This window comes from Pseudomonas sp. SIMBA_067, assembly GCF_046534675.1.
Classification (GTDB): Bacteria; Pseudomonadota; Gammaproteobacteria; order Pseudomonadales; family Pseudomonadaceae; genus Aquipseudomonas; species Aquipseudomonas putida.
This window is the reverse complement of the sequence record NZ_JAWRYH010000005.1, coordinates 169704-185914: the sequence shown is the minus strand read 5'-3', so window position 1 is coordinate 185914 and position 16211 is coordinate 169704. Positions and strand designations below refer to the sequence as shown.

The 16211-nt window shown below is 65.1% G+C and carries 12 protein-coding genes; 7 read left to right on the top strand and 5 right to left on the bottom strand.

Features of this window, described 5'->3' with window-relative positions; genetic code table 11:
- Positions 1–56: 56 nt before the first annotated feature.
- A complete protein-coding gene (gene mltF / locus SB765_RS13500; RefSeq protein WP_341797699.1) occupies positions 57–1514 on the bottom strand; it encodes a membrane-bound lytic murein transglycosylase MltF in 1458 nt (485 codons plus the stop codon).
- A gap of 283 nt (positions 1515–1797) precedes the next feature.
- Here mltF and purL point away from each other — a divergent pair, with 283 nt between their 5' ends.
- Complete coding sequence (purL, locus tag SB765_RS13495; protein WP_341797700.1) at positions 1798–5697, top strand: phosphoribosylformylglycinamidine synthase; 3900 nt, start codon at positions 1798–1800, stop codon at positions 5695–5697.
- A 3-nt stretch (positions 5698–5700) separates the two neighbouring features.
- A complete protein-coding gene (locus SB765_RS13490; RefSeq protein WP_410910826.1) occupies positions 5701–6012 on the top strand; it encodes an NGG1p interacting factor NIF3 in 312 nt (103 codons plus the stop codon).
- 105 nt (positions 6013–6117) lie between these two features.
- On the opposite strand, the gene tatC is transcribed toward SB765_RS13490, so the two are convergent.
- From tatC to tatA, 3 genes are read right to left on the bottom strand one after another with little or no spacing between them, the layout of a single operon-like run.
- Entirely contained in the window at positions 6118–6876 is a 759-nt protein-coding gene (gene tatC, locus SB765_RS13485) for a twin-arginine translocase subunit TatC (protein WP_410931467.1), read from the bottom strand.
- Entirely contained in the window at positions 6873–7163 is a 291-nt protein-coding gene (tatB, locus tag SB765_RS13480) for a Sec-independent protein translocase protein TatB (protein WP_410931466.1), read from the bottom strand. Before tatB ends, tatC begins: the two co-directional genes overlap by 4 nt.
- A complete protein-coding gene (gene tatA, locus SB765_RS13475; protein ID WP_016501257.1) occupies positions 7163–7396 on the bottom strand; it encodes a twin-arginine translocase TatA/TatE family subunit in 234 nt (77 codons plus the stop codon). The genes tatB and tatA overlap by 1 nt, the downstream gene beginning before the upstream one ends.
- 145 nt (positions 7397–7541) lie before the next feature.
- On the opposite strand from tatA, the gene gspK reads away from it, so the two are divergent.
- Positions 7542–8507, top strand: a complete 966-nt coding sequence (gspK, locus tag SB765_RS13470) for a type II secretion system minor pseudopilin GspK (RefSeq protein WP_410931465.1) — start codon at positions 7542–7544, stop codon at positions 8505–8507.
- Positions 8508–8629: 122 nt separating this feature from the next.
- On the opposite strand, the gene SB765_RS13465 is transcribed toward gspK, so the two are convergent.
- Positions 8630–10705 (bottom strand): PhoX family protein, encoded by a 2076-nt coding sequence (locus SB765_RS13465; RefSeq protein WP_410931464.1) that lies wholly within the window; start codon positions 10703–10705, stop codon positions 8630–8632.
- Between the two features lie 224 nt (positions 10706–10929).
- Here SB765_RS13465 and SB765_RS13460 point away from each other — a divergent pair, with 224 nt between their 5' ends.
- From SB765_RS13460 to SB765_RS13445, 4 genes are read left to right on the top strand one after another with little or no spacing between them, the layout of a single operon-like run.
- On the top strand, positions 10930–12570 hold the full coding sequence (locus tag SB765_RS13460; protein ID WP_341797705.1) for a lipoprotein UxpA: 1641 nt from the start codon (positions 10930–10932) through the stop codon (positions 12568–12570).
- Entirely contained in the window at positions 12567–12992 is a 426-nt protein-coding gene (locus SB765_RS13455) for a pilus assembly protein PilZ (RefSeq protein ID WP_341797706.1), read from the top strand. Before SB765_RS13460 ends, SB765_RS13455 begins: the two co-directional genes overlap by 4 nt.
- A gap of 3 nt (positions 12993–12995) precedes the next feature.
- A complete protein-coding gene (gene gspD, locus SB765_RS13450; protein WP_410910830.1) occupies positions 12996–14762 on the top strand; it encodes a type II secretion system secretin GspD in 1767 nt (588 codons plus the stop codon).
- Positions 14762–16210, top strand: a complete 1449-nt coding sequence (locus SB765_RS13445; protein WP_410931463.1) for a GspE/PulE family protein — start codon at positions 14762–14764, stop codon at positions 16208–16210. The genes gspD and SB765_RS13445 overlap by 1 nt, the downstream gene beginning before the upstream one ends.
- The last annotated feature ends 1 nt before the right edge of the window (position 16211 follow it).

Here is a 16211-nt window from a genome sequence, read left to right as displayed (position 1 = left end):
CTTCGCAGCGCAAGGCTGCTCCTACAGGAAATCTATTGGCCTGAGGGCAATGGTGCCTACATCGGCGGCGACTGGTCCGCCGGCTTGGTCTTGTTGACCCCGGGCACATGCAGGTTGCCTTCGGCCACCTGGCCTTCGAGCTGCGGCTGGGTCACCCAGGTAAGGATGTCGTAGTAGCGGCGAATGTTGGCCACGAAGTGCACCGGCTCGCCGCCACGGGCATAACCGTATTTGGTCTGGCGATACCACTGCTTCTGCGACAGGCGCGGCAGCATCTTCTTCACGTCCAGCCACTTGTTCGGGTTGAGCTTCTCGCGCTTGGCCAGGGTACGGGCGTCTTCCAGGTGGCCACTGCCGACGTTATAGGCAGCCAGGGCGAACCAGGTGCGGTCCGGCTCCTGGATACTGTCGTCCAGCTCGGCCTTGATCTTCATGAAATACTTGGCACCACCCTGGATGCTCTGTTTCGGGTCCAGCCGGTTGGACACACCCATGGCCTGGGCGGTGCGCTGGGTCAGCATCATCAGGCCGCGAACACCGGTCTTGGAGGTGACCTCCGGCTGCCACATCGATTCCTGATAGCCGATGGCGGCCAGCAGACGCCAGTCCACCTGCTCGACCTTGGCGTAGCTCTTGAAGTGCTTTTCGTACTTGGGCAGGCGCTGTTGCAGATGCTGGGCGAAGGTGTAGGCACCCACATAACCCAATACGTCGACATGGCCGTAATAACGGTCTTTCAGGCGTTGCAGGGTGCCGTTCTTCTGCGCCTTGTCGAGAAATTCGTTGATTTCGTTAAGCAGGCTGTTGTCTTCGCCGGCTGCCACTGCCCAGCGTTGGTCGCGGGTGTCGCCCACGTCGAAGGCCACGCGCACGTTGGGGAAGTACACCTGGTTCATCGCCAGCTCGTTGGAGTCGACCAGGGTCAGCTCGATCTGCCCTTCGTCGACCATGCGCAGCAGGTCGACCACCTCCACGGCATCCGACTCTTCATATTCCAGGCCGGGGTTCTGTTTTTTCAGCTCGGCCAGCAGGTCGGCATGGCTGCTGCCTTTGAGCACCATGATTTTCTTGCCGACCAGGCCCTTGGCATTGGTCGGGCGCGGGCGGCCGTTGCGGTAGATGACCTGCGGGGTCACTTCCAGGTACGGGTGCGAGAATTTCGCCTGGGCCGTGCGCCGCTCGCTGCTGACCAGGCCGGCGGCTGCCAGCACCGGGCCGGAGGGTTTGCCGAGGTCGTCGAACAGCTCATCGAGGTTGTCGGCAGTCTCGATCTCCAGCTTCACCCCGAGATCGTCGGCGAAATGCTTGACCAGCTCGTACTCGAAACCGGTTTCGCCGTTGCGATCCTGAAAGTAGGTGGCCGGGCTGTTGCGGGTGATCACGCGCAGCACGCCATCCTCCTTCACGCGCTCGAGGGTGCTGGGTTTTTCAACGCAGGCACCGAGCAGCAGAAAGAGTCCGGTTGCGAGAAGCCATTTGGCGCAACGCTGGCGCAAAGCAGTGTGGGCGAACATAGGTTGCAGTATACGCAAAGGACCGGTTCAACCATATCTCGACAACGGTTAGCTTGTCTGGTAGCGGGTTTTGTGGTTTGAGGGGCTTGCCTGGCGATGCGCCGCGCGGGCGGCGCTCGATTCCCCAAGCGCTGAAGAACCCAAGGCGAACCCCTCGGAAATCTGACCCGAAAGTCCGGTTACGCCGCCCGGCAGCCGTGGCGTAGAGCGGGTGCCGAAAGCCATCGAATTAGGCTAGAATGCACGGCCTCTAAGCACACCCCTTCCTGAGGCTGTCCCGACGATGTTGATCCTGCGCGGCGCTCCTGCCCTTTCTGCCTTTCGCCACGGTAAATTACTCGAGCAACTGAGCCAGAAAGTCCCCGCTGTTACTGGTTTGTATGCCGAATTCGCCCACTTCGCCGATGTCGATGGCGAGCTGACCGCCGACCAGCAGCAGGTGCTGGGCCGTCTGCTCAAGTACGGCCCGAGCGTGCCGGTACAGGAGCCGACCGGCCGCCTGTTCCTGGTCGTGCCGCGGTTGGGCACCATTTCGCCGTGGGCCAGCAAGGCCAGCGACATCGCCCACAACTGCGGCCTGCAGTCGATTCAGCGCCTGGAGCGCGGTATCGCCTACTACGTTGCCGGCACCCTGAGCGACGCTGATGCCGCACTGATTGCCGCCGAATTGCACGACCGCATGACCCAGCGCGTGCTGGCCCAGCTGGAGCAGGCATCCGACCTGTTCAGCCACGCCCAGCCCAAGCCGATGACCTCGGTGGATATCCTGGGCGGTGGCCGTGAGGCCCTGGCCCAGGCCAACATCGACCTGGGCCTGGCCTTGGCCGAAGACGAGATCGACTACCTGGTCGCCGCCTTCCAGGGGCTCAAGCGCAACCCGAACGACATCGAACTGATGATGTTCGCCCAGGCCAACTCCGAGCACTGCCGCCACAAGATCTTCAACGCCAGTTGGGACATCGACGGCCAGGCTCAGGAAAAAAGCCTGTTCGGCATGATCAAGAACACCTACCAGATGCACAGCGAAGGCGTGCTGTCTGCGTACAAGGACAACGCCTCGGTCATCGTCGGTAACGTGGCCGGCCGCTTCTTCCCGAACCCTGAGACCCGCCAGTACGGCGCGGTGCAGGAGCCGGTGCACATCCTGATGAAGGTGGAAACCCACAACCACCCGACCGCCATCGCCCCGTTCTCCGGCGCCTCCACCGGCTCTGGTGGCGAAATTCGCGACGAAGGTGCTACTGGCCGTGGCGCCAAGCCCAAGGCGGGCCTGACCGGCTTCACCGTGTCCAACCTGCGCATTCCGGGCTTCGAACAGCCTTGGGAGCAGGCCTACGGCAAGCCTGAGCGTATCGTCGACGCCCTCGACATCATGATCGAAGGCCCTCTGGGTGGCGCAGCGTTCAACAACGAATTCGGTCGCCCCGCCCTGACCGGTTACTTCCGTACCTTCGAGCAGTCGATCAACACTCCGCACGGCGAAGAAGTGCGCGGCTACCACAAGCCGATCATGCTGGCCGGTGGTATGGGCAACATCCGTGAAGACCACGTGCAAAAGGGCGAGATCACCGTCGGCGCCAAGCTGATCGTGCTCGGTGGCCCGGCCATGCTGATCGGCCTGGGCGGCGGCGCCGCTTCGTCGGTGGCGACCGGTGCCAGTTCGGCTGACCTGGACTTTGCTTCGGTACAGCGCGAAAACCCGGAAATGGAGCGCCGTTGCCAGGAGGTCATCGACCGCTGCTGGCAGCTGGGCGACAACAACCCGATCGCCTTCATCCACGACGTGGGCGCCGGCGGTATCTCCAACGCCTTCCCCGAGCTGGTCAACGACGGTGGCCGTGGTGGCCGCTTCGAGCTGCGTAACGTGCCCAATGACGAGCCGGGCATGGCCCCGCACGAAATCTGGAGCAACGAATCGCAAGAGCGTTACGTGCTGGCCGTCAGCGCCGTCGACTTCGAGCGCTTCCAGGCCATCTGCGAGCGTGAGCGTTGCCCGTTTGCCGTGGTCGGGGAAGCAACCGAAGAGCCACACCTGACCGTAAGCGACAGCCACTTCGGCAACACGCCTGTGGACATGCCGCTGGACGTGCTGCTGGGCAAACCGCCGCGCATGCACCGTTCGGTTACCCGCGAAGCCGAGCTGGGCGATGACTTCGACCCGAGCGAGCTGGACCTGGACAACGCCGTCCAGCGCGTGTTGAACCACCCGGCCGTGGCCAGCAAGAGCTTCCTGATCACCATCGGCGACCGCACCATCACCGGCCTGGTTGCCCGCGACCAGATGGTCGGCCCTTGGCAGGTACCGGTCGCCGACTGCGCCGTCACCGCCACCAGCTTCGACGTCTACACCGGTGAAGCCATGGCCATGGGCGAGCGCACCCCGCTGGCGCTGCTGGATGCCCCGGCGTCCGGCCGCATGGCCATCGGCGAAACCCTGACTAACCTGGCGGCCTCGCGCATCGATAAGCTGTCCGACATCAAACTGTCGGCCAACTGGATGTCCGCTGCCGGCCACCCGGGTGAAGACGCCCGCCTGTACGACACCGTCAAGGCTGTCGGCATGGAACTGTGCCCGGAGCTGGGCATCACCATTCCGGTCGGCAAAGACTCGATGTCGATGAAGACCAAGTGGAGCGATGAGGGCGGCGAGAAGAGCGTCACCTCGCCAATGTCGCTGATCATCACCGGCTTTGCCCCGGTCACCGACATCCGCAAGACCCTGACTCCTGAGCTGCGCATGGACAAGGGCGAAACCGACCTGATCCTGATCGACCTGGGCCGTGGCAAAAACCGCATGGGCGCCTCGATCCTGGCCCAGACCTACGGCAAGATCGCTGCCCAGGCACCGGACGTCGACGACGCCGAAGACCTCAAGGCCTTCTTCGCCGTAATCCAGGGCCTGAACGCCGACGGCCACCTGCTGGCCTACCACGACCGCTCCGACGGCGGCCTGGTCACCACCGTGCTGGAAATGGCCTTCGCCGGCCACTGCGGCCTCGACCTGCAACTCGACCCGCTGACCGACAACCGCAAGGACGTCCCGGCCATCCTCTTCAACGAAGAGCTGGGTGCGGTCATCCAGGTTCGCCAGGATGCCACCCCGGACGTACTGGCACAGTTCAGCGCCGCTGGCCTGGGTGAAGAGTGCGTCGCGGTGATCGGCAAGCCGGTCAACAACGCCGAAGTGTCCATCAGCCTGAACGGCGAAGTGCTGTTCGACGACGACCGTCGCATGCTGCAGCGCCAGTGGGCCGAGACCAGCTACCAGATCCAGCGCCTGCGCGACAACGCTGACTGTGCCGACCAGGAATTCGACCTGCTGCTCGAGGAAGACAACCCGGGCCTGTCGGTCAAGCTGGGCTTCGACGTCAACGACGACATCGCCGCACCGTACATCAAGAAGGGCGTGCGCCCGCAAGTGGCCATCCTGCGTGAGCAGGGCGTCAACGGCCAGGTCGAGATGGCAGCCGCCTTCGACCGCGCCGGTTTCGCCGCCATCGACGTGCACATGAGCGACATCCTCGCGGGCCGTGTCGACTTCGAGGCCTTCAAGGGCCTGGTCGCCTGCGGTGGCTTCTCCTACGGTGACGTGCTGGGTGCCGGTGAAGGCTGGGCCAAGTCGGCGCTGTTCAACGCCCGTGCCCGTGACGCCTTCCAGGCCTTCTTCGAGCGTACCGACAGCTTCGCCCTGGGTGTGTGCAACGGTTGCCAGATGATGTCCAACCTGCACGAGCTGATCCCGGGCACCGAGTACTGGCCGCACTTCGTGCGTAACCGCTCGGAGCAGTTCGAGGCACGCGTGGCCATGGTCGAGGTGCAGAAGTCGAACTCGATCTTCCTGCAGGGCATGGCCGGTTCGCGCATGCCAATCGCCATCGCCCACGGTGAAGGCCATGCCGAGTTCGCCAACGAAGCGGCACTGCTGGAAGCCGACCTGTCCGGTTGCGTGGCCCTGCGCTACGTCGACAACCACGGCAAGGTCACCGAAGCCTACCCGGCCAACCCGAACGGCTCGCCGCGTGGTATCACCGGCCTGACCAGCCGGGACGGCCGCGTGACCATCATGATGCCGCACCCGGAGCGTGTGTTCCGCGCCGTGCAGAACTCCTGGCGCCCGGATGAGTGGCAGGAAGATGCCGCGCTGATGCGTATGTTCCGCAACGCGCGGGTGTGGGTGAACTAAGGCGTGTACAAGCTCGCCTTCTTCGTCCCCGCCAGCCACGTCGAAGTGGTCAAGGCCGCTGTGTTCGCTGCGGGTGGCGGGCGCATCGGTGACTATGACCACTGTGCCTGGCAAACCCTGGGCCAAGGCCAGTTCCGCCCGTTGGACGGCAGCCAGCCGTACCTCGGGCAAACCGGCCAGGTCGAGGTGGTAGAAGAGTGGAAGGTGGAGCTGGTGGTGGCTGACGACCTGATTGCCCAGGTCGTCGCAGCGCTCAGGCAAAGCCACCCGTACGAGACGCCAGCCTATGAGGTCTGGCGGCTCGCCGAGTTCTAGACCGCATCAAGGCCATCGCCGGCAAGCCAGCTCCCACAGGGATATCACCCATTTCAGATCCTGTGATATCCCTGTGGGAGCTAGCTTGCCGGCGATAGGGCCCTGTCAGTCAGCCACAATCTCCTTGCCTTGCCCAGGCTGCTTCAACATTCCACAAGCCAGCAACCCCACCTCGAACAGTACCCACATCGGCACCGCCAACATCGTCTGCGAAAACACATCCGGCGGCGTCAGGATCATCCCCACCACAAAGCACCCGACGATCACGTAGGGCCTGCTGCGCCTCAGTGTGGCTACATCTGCCAACCCCACCCAGACCACGATGAACGTCGCCACCGGGATCTCGAACGCCAACCCGAACGCCAGGAACAGCGCGAGGATGAAGTCCAGGTACTGGCTGATATCGGTCATCATCGCCACGCCGTCCGGCGTTACGCTGGCAAAAAAGCCGAACATCATCGGGAACACCAGAAAGAACGCGAACGCCATGCCGGCATAGAACAACACGATGCTCGACACCAGCAGCGGCAAGGCAATGCGCCGCTCTCGGCGGTACAGCCCCGGCGCCAGAAAACCCCAGGCCTGGTGCAGCAGCAGCGGCATGGCCACGAACAGCGCGCACATTGCGGTCAGCTTGAAGGGTGTCAAGAATGGCGAGGTGACGCTTGTGGCGATCATGCTCGCGCCTTCCGGCAAAAAGCGCCGCAGCGGCTCGGATATGAGCGTGTACAGCGTCTGGGCGAAAGGGAACAGGCCGGCGAACACCACTGCTACCAGCGCCAGGCAACGCACCAGGCGTTTGCGCAGGTCGCGCAGGTGTTCGGTCAGCGGCATGCCGGCCGCCGGGTCCATGGCAATACTCATGAGGCGTTTTCCTTGGGCAGCGTGACGGTGGCCGCGTCATTGGCCGGCTCCGTGTGCAGGCTGATGCCTTGGCGGATCTCCTGTTCCAGGCGCTGCAAGGGGGCGCTGTCGAGGTCGGGCAACTCGATCTCGCGCTCTACCTGCGTGCGCAAGGCATGCAGGGCCCGGCGCGCCTGGCCCAGGCCGCGGCCAAGGGTGCGCGCTGCCACCGGCAGGCGCTCCGGGCCCAACACCAGCAGCGCGACGACGCCAACCAGCAGCAGCTCGCTGAAGCCTACCTCGAACATCAGGCCTGACGGTCCGCTTGAGGCTGCTGCGTGGCCTGGCCGGTCAGCGGGGCCTGTTGCTGAACCTGCGCCTGGCCAGGTGCGTTGGCGTCAGCGTCGCCGCCCATGGACTTGCGAAAACCCTGGATCGCCTCGCCCACATCGCTACCAAGGCCCTTGAGGCGCTTGGTACCAAACAGCAGAAATACGATCAGCAGTACGATCACCAGTTGCCAGATTCCAATGCCACCCATTGCGACCACTCCTGTAAGGTCATGAAAAGGAACGGCAATCCTGCCTCGTGTAGATGACGTGCACATGACGAACGGGCATTGCCATCTACCTGCAACACGCCGCGTGTTGACTGGCGTCTTTATTCCACGAGCGAGGCACGCACGGATGGGTGGCAGGCAACAGCAGGGTGCGGCCCTGCTGATGGTGATGGTGGTGCTGGCAATGCTGGCGGCGGGCATGGCCTGGCTGGTGGAAGATGGCCGGCGCCAGGTGGATGAAGTGCGCCTGCTGCACCAGCGGGTGCAGGCGCGGGCCATGGAGCAGGCTGGCCTGGCCTATGCCGGGCAGGCCCTGCGCGACCCCGCCTGGCGGCTTAGCCCGCTGTTTTGGCAGGCCTTGCGTGGGCAGCCGCTGAACTACGATTTTGGCGCCGGTCAGGCGCAACTGCGGGTGCGCGACCAGCACACCTGCTTCAACGTCAATGCGCTGCTGGGCGCCGATGGCGAGCGTGCCGAACGCCAGTTGCGCTACCTGCTGGGCGACGACATGGCTGCCGAGCGCCTGGTCGATGCGCTGGCCGACTGGCTCGACGCCGACAGCGACACCCGCCTGCAGGGCGCCGAAAGCGCCCAGTACCTGCGCCAACAACCGCCGCGCCTGGCGGCCAACCAGCCGATGCTCGACACCAGCGAGCTGAACCTGCTGCTGGAGCCGGACGCCGCTCGCCAGGCTCGTTACCCGATGCTGTGTGCCTTGCCCCAGGTCACCGGCTGGCGCCTGAACGCCAATGCGCTTGGGCTGGAGCACCTTCCGTTACTGGAGGCGCTGTACGAAGGGCGCTATTCGCGGTCGTTGCTCAGCCGCATCATCAGTGGGCGGCCGGCGTCGGGGTACGTGGATGCAGCCGCGTTGCGCCAGGCGCTGGGGGTGGTGGATGACGAAACGTTCGAACGGCTGAGCGAAGGGTTGCTGCTGAACAGCGGGTATTTCCTGTTGCAGTTGTCGTTCGAGGAAGAGGGGCGGGCGATACGCAGCGAATTCCAGGTGGAAGCGCTGGGGGTGGTGCAATGGCATGCCCGGGTGCCGGCGCAGCAAGTGCGGGTGCGTAGCCGGGAGCCGATAGCCTGGTAAGGCTGGGGCTGCTTTGCAGCCCATCGCGACGCAAGGCCGCTCCTACAAGGGATCGCTTACCCCCTGTAGGAGCGGCCTTGTGCCGCGAATGGGCCGCAAAGCGGCCCCTGTACGCTGGACGATCAGGCAGTCCCGATCTCCCCGCCATCATTGCGCTGAATCACTACCGTCGAAGCCCGCGGGCGAACGGTGGCACCAGCCGGCGTAGCATCGGTAGCCTTGTCGGTATACGGCCAGTTCCCCGGGTGCTGAATGTTGACGAACAACGTCTTGTTGTCCGGGGTAAAGGCAATCCCGGTCACTTCGCACTCATTCGGCCCAACAAAGAAGCGGCGCAGGTCCACCTGGTTCTGTGCGTTCACCGGCACTTGCTTGCCGGTAGCGTCCACAAGGTCGGTAGGGATCACTGCCAGCAACTGGTCGTTGGTGTAATCAGTGAGGGTACTTTCGCCGTTGTCGGTCTCGAACCACAGCACGCCACGGCTATCGAAGCTCATGCCGTCAGGGCTGGCGAACTGGTTCAGTTCGGTCAGGCCGGAACGGTTGATGTCGGCAGTACCGGCGGCGTTTGCGCCGAACACGAAGATGTCCCAGTTGAAGCTCAACTGGTCGTCGCTGTCGTGCCAGCGAATGATGTGGCCGTGGCGGTTCGGGCCTCGCGGGTTGGCCGCATCGACCTTTTCCGGAGTGCGCGCGCTGTTGTTGGTCAGGGTCAGGTACACGTCGCCGTTCAGCGGGTTGACCGTCGTCCATTCCGGGCGGTCCATCGGCGTTGCGCCCACGGCATCGCCAGCCCCACGGGTGTTGAGGATGATGCCTGGCAGGTCACCATACAGCGCACCCAGGGTGCTGCCACCCGTGGTGGCGGTGGCCACGTCCAGCAGCAGCCATACGCCGGTGCCATCGGCATTGAAGCGCGCCACATAGAGCTTGCCCTGGTCCAGGTACTTGGCGCCGGTGGCGAGGCGGTCGGCCGGGTTGGCATCGGCGGCATCCCACACAGCGGTGGACACCCACTTGTACAGGTACTCGTTGTTCGAGTCGTCACCCATGTACCACACCAGCGGCTTGCCGGCGACTGGCAGGCCTGGGGCGCAGCCCTCGTGGCGGAAGCGGCCCAGCGCGGTGCGTTTGGTGGCCAGGGTGCTGCTGTTGTACGGGTCGATCTCGACGATGTAACCGTAGGTGCTGGCTTCGTTGCGGTAGTCGTCGGTGGCGCTGGCGCCCTTGACGGTGACGTCGAAACGGGCGAACTCGTCGGCCACTTCGGTGCTGTCACCGGCAGCGCTTTCCCACTTGTACTGGCCTCTGGAGGTGCCCACGCCAATACGGCGCTGGTCTTCGGGGCGGGTGCCCTTGTTGACGAAGATGCCCGGCCAGTTCTCTTCACAGGTCAGGTAGGTGCCCCACGGGGTGTAACCGTTGCCGCAGTTGTTGTTGGTGCCACGGCAGTGGGTACCGGCGGTGGAGTATTTGGTCTTGACGTGGTCGGTGCCGCGCAGCGGTCCGGTGATTTCCATGCGCGACGCTGTGGTGAAGCGGCGGTTCAACGGGTCGTTGTCGACCACCTGCCAGCGGCCGCTGACTTTCTTCAGGCGCACCACGCCAGCCCCATGGGCGTTGATTTCCTTGCGCACTTCCTCGACCGGGCGCTTGCCGTTGACATCGGTGGTCGGGCCGGCCGGGTGCAGGGCGGCGGCGTCGATGTACTCGAAGTTGATCGCCAGCAGGCCGTCTTCCGAGCTGCCGTTGATGGGGAAGAAGTGCATGCCGTCATGGTGCATGCCCATGGCGTTGGCTTGGTCGGTCGAGGTGTTGCTGCCGTCGGACTTCCATGGGTTGGCGTTGCTGTTCAGCGGCGTGCCCCACGGCGCCAGCACGTAGGCGCTGTAGCCGGCGGCAACCACACAGGCGTCGGTGCGCGAGCCCGGGATAGACTGGAAGCCCAGTGCCAGTTTCGGTACTTCCGGCTCGGTGACAGGCGGCTCGGTCACCGGTGGCTCGGTGACCGGATCATCGTGATCGGAACCACCACCGTCGAAGCAGCCTGTCAGGCCGGTACCGGCAATCATGGCGATGGCGGCGCCCAGGCTGCCGCGCATCACGCTGCGGCGGCTGAGGTAGGCGTCCATGACGTTGGCCATCGGCATGTTGGCGCTGTGGTTCCGGTCCAGGTTGTCGCCGGTATCTCGACTCATCAGGGTGTCCTTGTAGTGGCTGAGTTAGAGGAACCCGCGACTTTAGTGAGGAAATATGATGATTGATTGGCAGAAATGTTAAGGGGTTTTTAAAACGGCTCGCTCTTAGAAGGTCTTCTGACAGATCAATTTGGAATGTCTGTCGGATTTCTGCCATCAAACTGTAATGCCAACGCCGCAACATCCGGGGCCCGGAATGAATGTGGAAAAGGATGGCAGGTGCGATGGCGAGCAGTGTGCACAGGCGCGAAGTGATCGGCTGGATGGGTGTCGGGGCATTGGCACCGCTGCTCGGCGCTTGTTCCGCCTTCCCTGGGCAGCAGGGCAGCAACGCCGGGCTCGATCTGCTGTACGTGGCCGATACGCTCGATGCCCGCCAACCCGGCCAGGCCGTGGTGCCAGCGACCCGCCTGGGGCCGGTCAGCCACTTGGGCCGCGCGCCCTGGATGACCGGCAGCAGCGCCCGCCTTGCCTACCCGCACCTGGCACCTCTGCTCGATGCCAGCCAGGCAGCCGCCGCGCAGCTGGGCGGCTATGCGGTGCTGGCGGCGCTGCTGGAGCAACTGCGCGGCGAGGCCGGCGCAGGCAACAGCCTGACCCTGGAGAATGGCCAAGGCTGGAACGGCAGTGGCCTGGCCTACCTGACCCAAGGCGAAAGCGGGGTGCAGGGCAGTCAACTGCTGGGCACCGAAGCGCGGGTCAGCAGTGACGAGCGTGTGCTGTGGCCACAACGCAGTACCGGGCTGTATCGCCAAGCTGGCGGCGTTACCCTCGGCGCAGGCCTGGCGGACGCGCAACGCAAAGCCCTGGGCCTTGAAGCCTTGCACGTCTTCGAGCGCGGCGGTGCACGGATTGCCGTGGTCGGCGTGACCGACCCCTATGCCCAGGATCAGAAAGCCTCCCTCAAACTGTGGTACCAGTCGCTGCAGCCGGTGTTCGAGCAGGCCCGGCGCGAGGCCGACCTGGTGGTGGCCATGGCCGATGTCGGCACCGGCCCCGGCCTGTGGCTGGCCGAGCGGGTGCCGCAAATCGATGTGCTGTTGTGCGCCCGTGGCCAGGACCTGTGGCCGGCGCCCGTCGAGGTAACCCAGGCCAGTGGTCGGCGTGTGCCGGTGCTGTTTGCCGGTTGCCGGGGCAGCGGTGCCTTCCGCCTGCGCTGCCAGCGCGTGGCCGGGCTGTGGCAGTTCGACGGGCGGTTCTTCCCGGCCTTTGAACAGCAACTGGCGCCTGCCGCGCAGCTGCGTGTGGGGGCATTGCAGGCAGAACTGCGCCAGCAACGTGCCGGCCATGCGGCGTGGCTCGATCAACCGCTGGCCCGCGCGCCACAGGCCTTGTGGCGCCGTGATACCCGTGGCGGCAGCTGGGACCGCCTGCTGCATCAGGCCTTGGCCGATGACAGCGGCATGCCCGTGCTGTTGCCGGGCCTGCGTTACGACTACCCGCTGCCCAAAGGTGCGTCGATCACACGGGAACACCTGATCAGCCTCACCGGTGGCTACCCGGCACCGGTGGTCGAAGCGCCGGCCCGGCAGGTGGAACAAGTGCTGGAGAACGCTGCAGAGCAGCTGTTCGGCGACCCGCTGCTGCTCGACAACAGCCAGGACCTGCCGCGCTGGCAGGGCCAGGCCTGGGGTGTCAGCTACAGCCCGCAAGGCAAGCGCATCACTGGGCTGGAGCCGGTGCAGGGCCTGTGCCGCACCTTCGGCCTGCAGTTTGAAAGCCAGGCTGGCGAACCCCTGTGGCAACGGGTCGAAGCCTGGCTCGCCCGCCAACCTGGCGACTGGCAACTGGCGCCGCTGCAACTGCCCGAAGTGCGTTACGTGCAGGGGCACCCGGGCTGGCACCCACGGCAGTTGGCCTCGTGACACTCGCCTCGCGCTTTTTCACCGGCGCTGGCCTGACGCTGGCCGGCTGGCTGGCCGCCCAGTGCGTGCTGCAACTGAGCCGCCAGCCGCAGCCGGCCATGGCGCCGACGGCAGCCGTAAGCCCGCTGCCAGGGCTGATGGTCGGTCACTGGCAAGCGCCCATCGACGACGGCGCCATCGCCATCACTCGCCTGCCATTGCACTACCTCGGCGGCCTCAGGGCGCAGCCGCTGTCTTCCAGTGTGGTGGTGCTGCGCTACGGCGAGCAGGTGCGCACCCTGGCCCGCGGTCAGCGCCTGGCGCCGGGGATCGTGCTGCAGGACATCGACACCGATGGCCTGATTTTCAACAACCAGGGGCGGCGTGAACGCCTGCCCTGGCCGCCACGCCCCGCCGTGACCGGCTTCAAGCGGCAAGGATGAACGATGCCTGTTAGATACTGCGTGGCCGCCGTGCTGAGCCTGGCCCTGGCCACAGGCCTGCCTGAGGCCCGCGCCGAAGAGCCGGTGTTCGATGAAAATGGTACGCCGATGTACGAGGTGAACTTCGTCGACACCGAACTGGGCGAGTTCATCGACAGCGTGTCGCGCATCACCGGCACCACCTTCATCGTCGACCCCCGGGTCAAGGGCAAGGTCACCGTGCGCACCGTCGACCTGCACGACGCCGATGCCATCTACGACATCTTCCTGGCGCAGTTGCGCGCCCAGGGCTACGCCACTGTCGACCTGCCCAACGGCAGCGTGAAGATCGTCCCCGACCAGGCCGCGCGCCTGGAGCCGGTGCCGGTGGAGGCGGGTGGGCAGCAGGGCGAAGGCAGTGACAGCGTGGCGACGCGGGTATTCAACGTGCGCAACGCCGCCAGCGAGCAGGTGCTGGGCATCCTCAAACCGCTGATCGACCCACGGGTCGGTGTGATCACACCGTACCCGGCGGCGCACCAGTTGGTGGTGACCGACTGGCGCAGCAACCTGGACCGAATCGCCAGCCTGCTGCGCCAGCTCGACCGCCCCCAGGAAGCACCTGGCAACGGCAGTACCCAGGTCATCTACCTGCGGCACGCCAATGCAGGTGAAGTGGTCAAGGTGCTGCGCGGGCTGAGCCAGGAAGGCATGGCGCCGGCTGAAGGCACGGGCGAAGGCGAGGGCAAGGACAGGCCGGTAATGGCCGCCGCCGGTGGCCCGGGCATTCGCCTGGAGTACGAAGAAGGCACCAACGCTGTGGTCATGGTCGGCCCCGACAGCGAGCTGGCCGCCTACCGCACCATCGTCGAACAGCTGGATATCCGTCGTGCCCAGGTGGTGGTGGAGGCCATCATCGCCGAGGTGTCCGACAGCAGCGCCCAGGAGCTGGGTGTGCAATGGCTATTTGCCGACGAAAAATTCGGCGCCGGCATCGTCAACTTCGGCAGCAACGGGGTGAACATCGCCAATATCGCCGGGGCTGCTGCCAGTGGTGACAACGAGGCGCTTGGCGACCTGTTGTCCGCGACCACCGGCGCCACGGCGGGCATCGGCCATTTCGGCGGCGGGTTCAACTTTGCCATGCTGGTCAATGCACTGAAGGGCAAGAGCGGCTTCAACCTGCTGTCCACGCCCACCCTGTTGACCCTGGACAACGCCGAAGCGTCGATCCTGGTCGGCCAGGAAGTGCCCTTCGTTACCGGCTCGGTCACGCAAAACAACGCCAACCCGTACCAGACCATCGAGCGCAAAGAGGTCGGGGTGAAGCTGCGTATCAAGCCGCAGATCAACATCGACAACAGCGTGCGCCTGGACATTGTCCAGGAGGTGTCGTCGATTGCCGAGTCCAGCGCGGCCAGCGACGTGATCACCAACAAGCGCGAGATCAAGACCAAGGTCATGGTCGAAGACAATGGCTTGGTCATTCTCGGCGGCCTGATCAGCGACGAGTTGAGCACCAGCAACCAGCGCGTGCCGCTGCTCGGTGATATCCCTTACCTGGGCCGGCTGTTCCGCTCCGATGCCACCAGGAACACCAAGCAGAACCTGATGGTGTTCATCCGCCCGCGCATCCTGCGGGACGGGCCGAGCCTGGCCGGGCTCAGCGAAGACAAATACCGCACCCTGCAGCAGACCACACCGCTGCAATTGCCGGACCTTGCAGAGGGCACGCCGCTGTTGCAGGTGTTCCCCTCCAGCCGCGCACGCCTCGAAGGCGGTGCCTGGTGATGTTGCCGTATCGCCAGGCACGCCAGAGCGGGGTGGCCATGACCACGACGGAACAGGGCTGGCAGCTGTGGCTGCGGCCCGACGCCGACAGTGCCCAGTTGCAGGAACTGCTGCGGGTACATGGCCAGCCCTGCATGCTCGAATACCTGGAGCCTGCCGTGTTCGACGAGCGCCTCGGCCAGCTGTACCAGGCCGGCGATGGCGCCAATCAAGCGCTGATCGAAGGCATCGGCGACCAGGTCGACCTGGACAGCCTGATGAGCGAGATGCCGCAGGTCGAAGACCTGCTGGAAAGCGATGACGAAGCCCCGGTAATTCGCCTGATAAACGGCCTGTTCGGCCAGGCGCTGCGCCTGCGCGCCTCGGACATCCATATCGAAACCTTCGAGCAAAGCCTGGTGGTGCGCCTGCGCGTCGATGGCCACCTGCGCGAAGTGCTGCGCCCGCCGCGTGCGCTGTCGGCCATGCTGGTGTCGCGGATCAAGGTCATGGCACGGCTGGATATTGCCGAGAAGCGCCAGCCCCAGGACGGCCGTATTACCCTGCGCGCGGCAGGGCGCGAGGTGGATGTGCGGGTTTCGACCCTGCCCGGCATTCATGGCGAGCGCGTGGTCATGCGTGTGCTCGACAAGCAGGCCAGCTTGCTCGCACTGGGCAACCTGGGCATGCCGCCCGCGGTGTTGCAGGGCCTGCGCAGTTGCCTGGCGCGGCCCAACGGTATCGTGCTGTCCACCGGCCCGACCGGTTCGGGCAAAACCACCACCCTGTACGCCAGCCTCAACAGCCTCAACGATGGCAGCCGCAACATCCTCACCGTCGAGGACCCGGTGGAGTACGCCATCGCCGGCATTGGCCAGACCGCCATCAACCCGCGTGCAGGGCTGACCTTCGCCAGTGGCCTGCGCGCCATCCTGCGGCAGGACCCGGACGTGATCATGCTCGGCGAAATCCGTGACCAGGAAACCGCGCAGATCGCCGTGCAGGCCAGCCTGACCGGGCACCTGGTGCTGTCCACCCTGCACACCAACAGTGCCGTGGGTGCGGTGACCCGCCTGCGCGACATGGGCATCGAGCCGTTCCTGATCGCCTCGTGCCTGCGCGGTGTGCTGGCCCAGCGCCTGGTGCGACGCTTGTGCAGTTGCGCCGTGGCGCAGCCGCTGCAAAGTGCCGAGCGTGACCTTTGGCCAGAATTGACGGCGCTGGGCAGCACTTACCACGCGGTCGGCTGCGAGCAGTGCCAGGGCAGCGGCTATGTCGGGCGCCTGGGCCTTTACGAATTCATCGAACTGGACGCCGGCCTGATCGGCTTGCTGTATGACGGCGCCAGTGAACTGGCCATGCAGGACTACCTGGCCGAACGCCGGCAGAGCCTGGTGGCGATGGCCAGCGACTGTCTCGCCCGTGGCGAAACCAGCCTGGCCGAAGTACTGCGTGTGGTGCAGGGCTAAA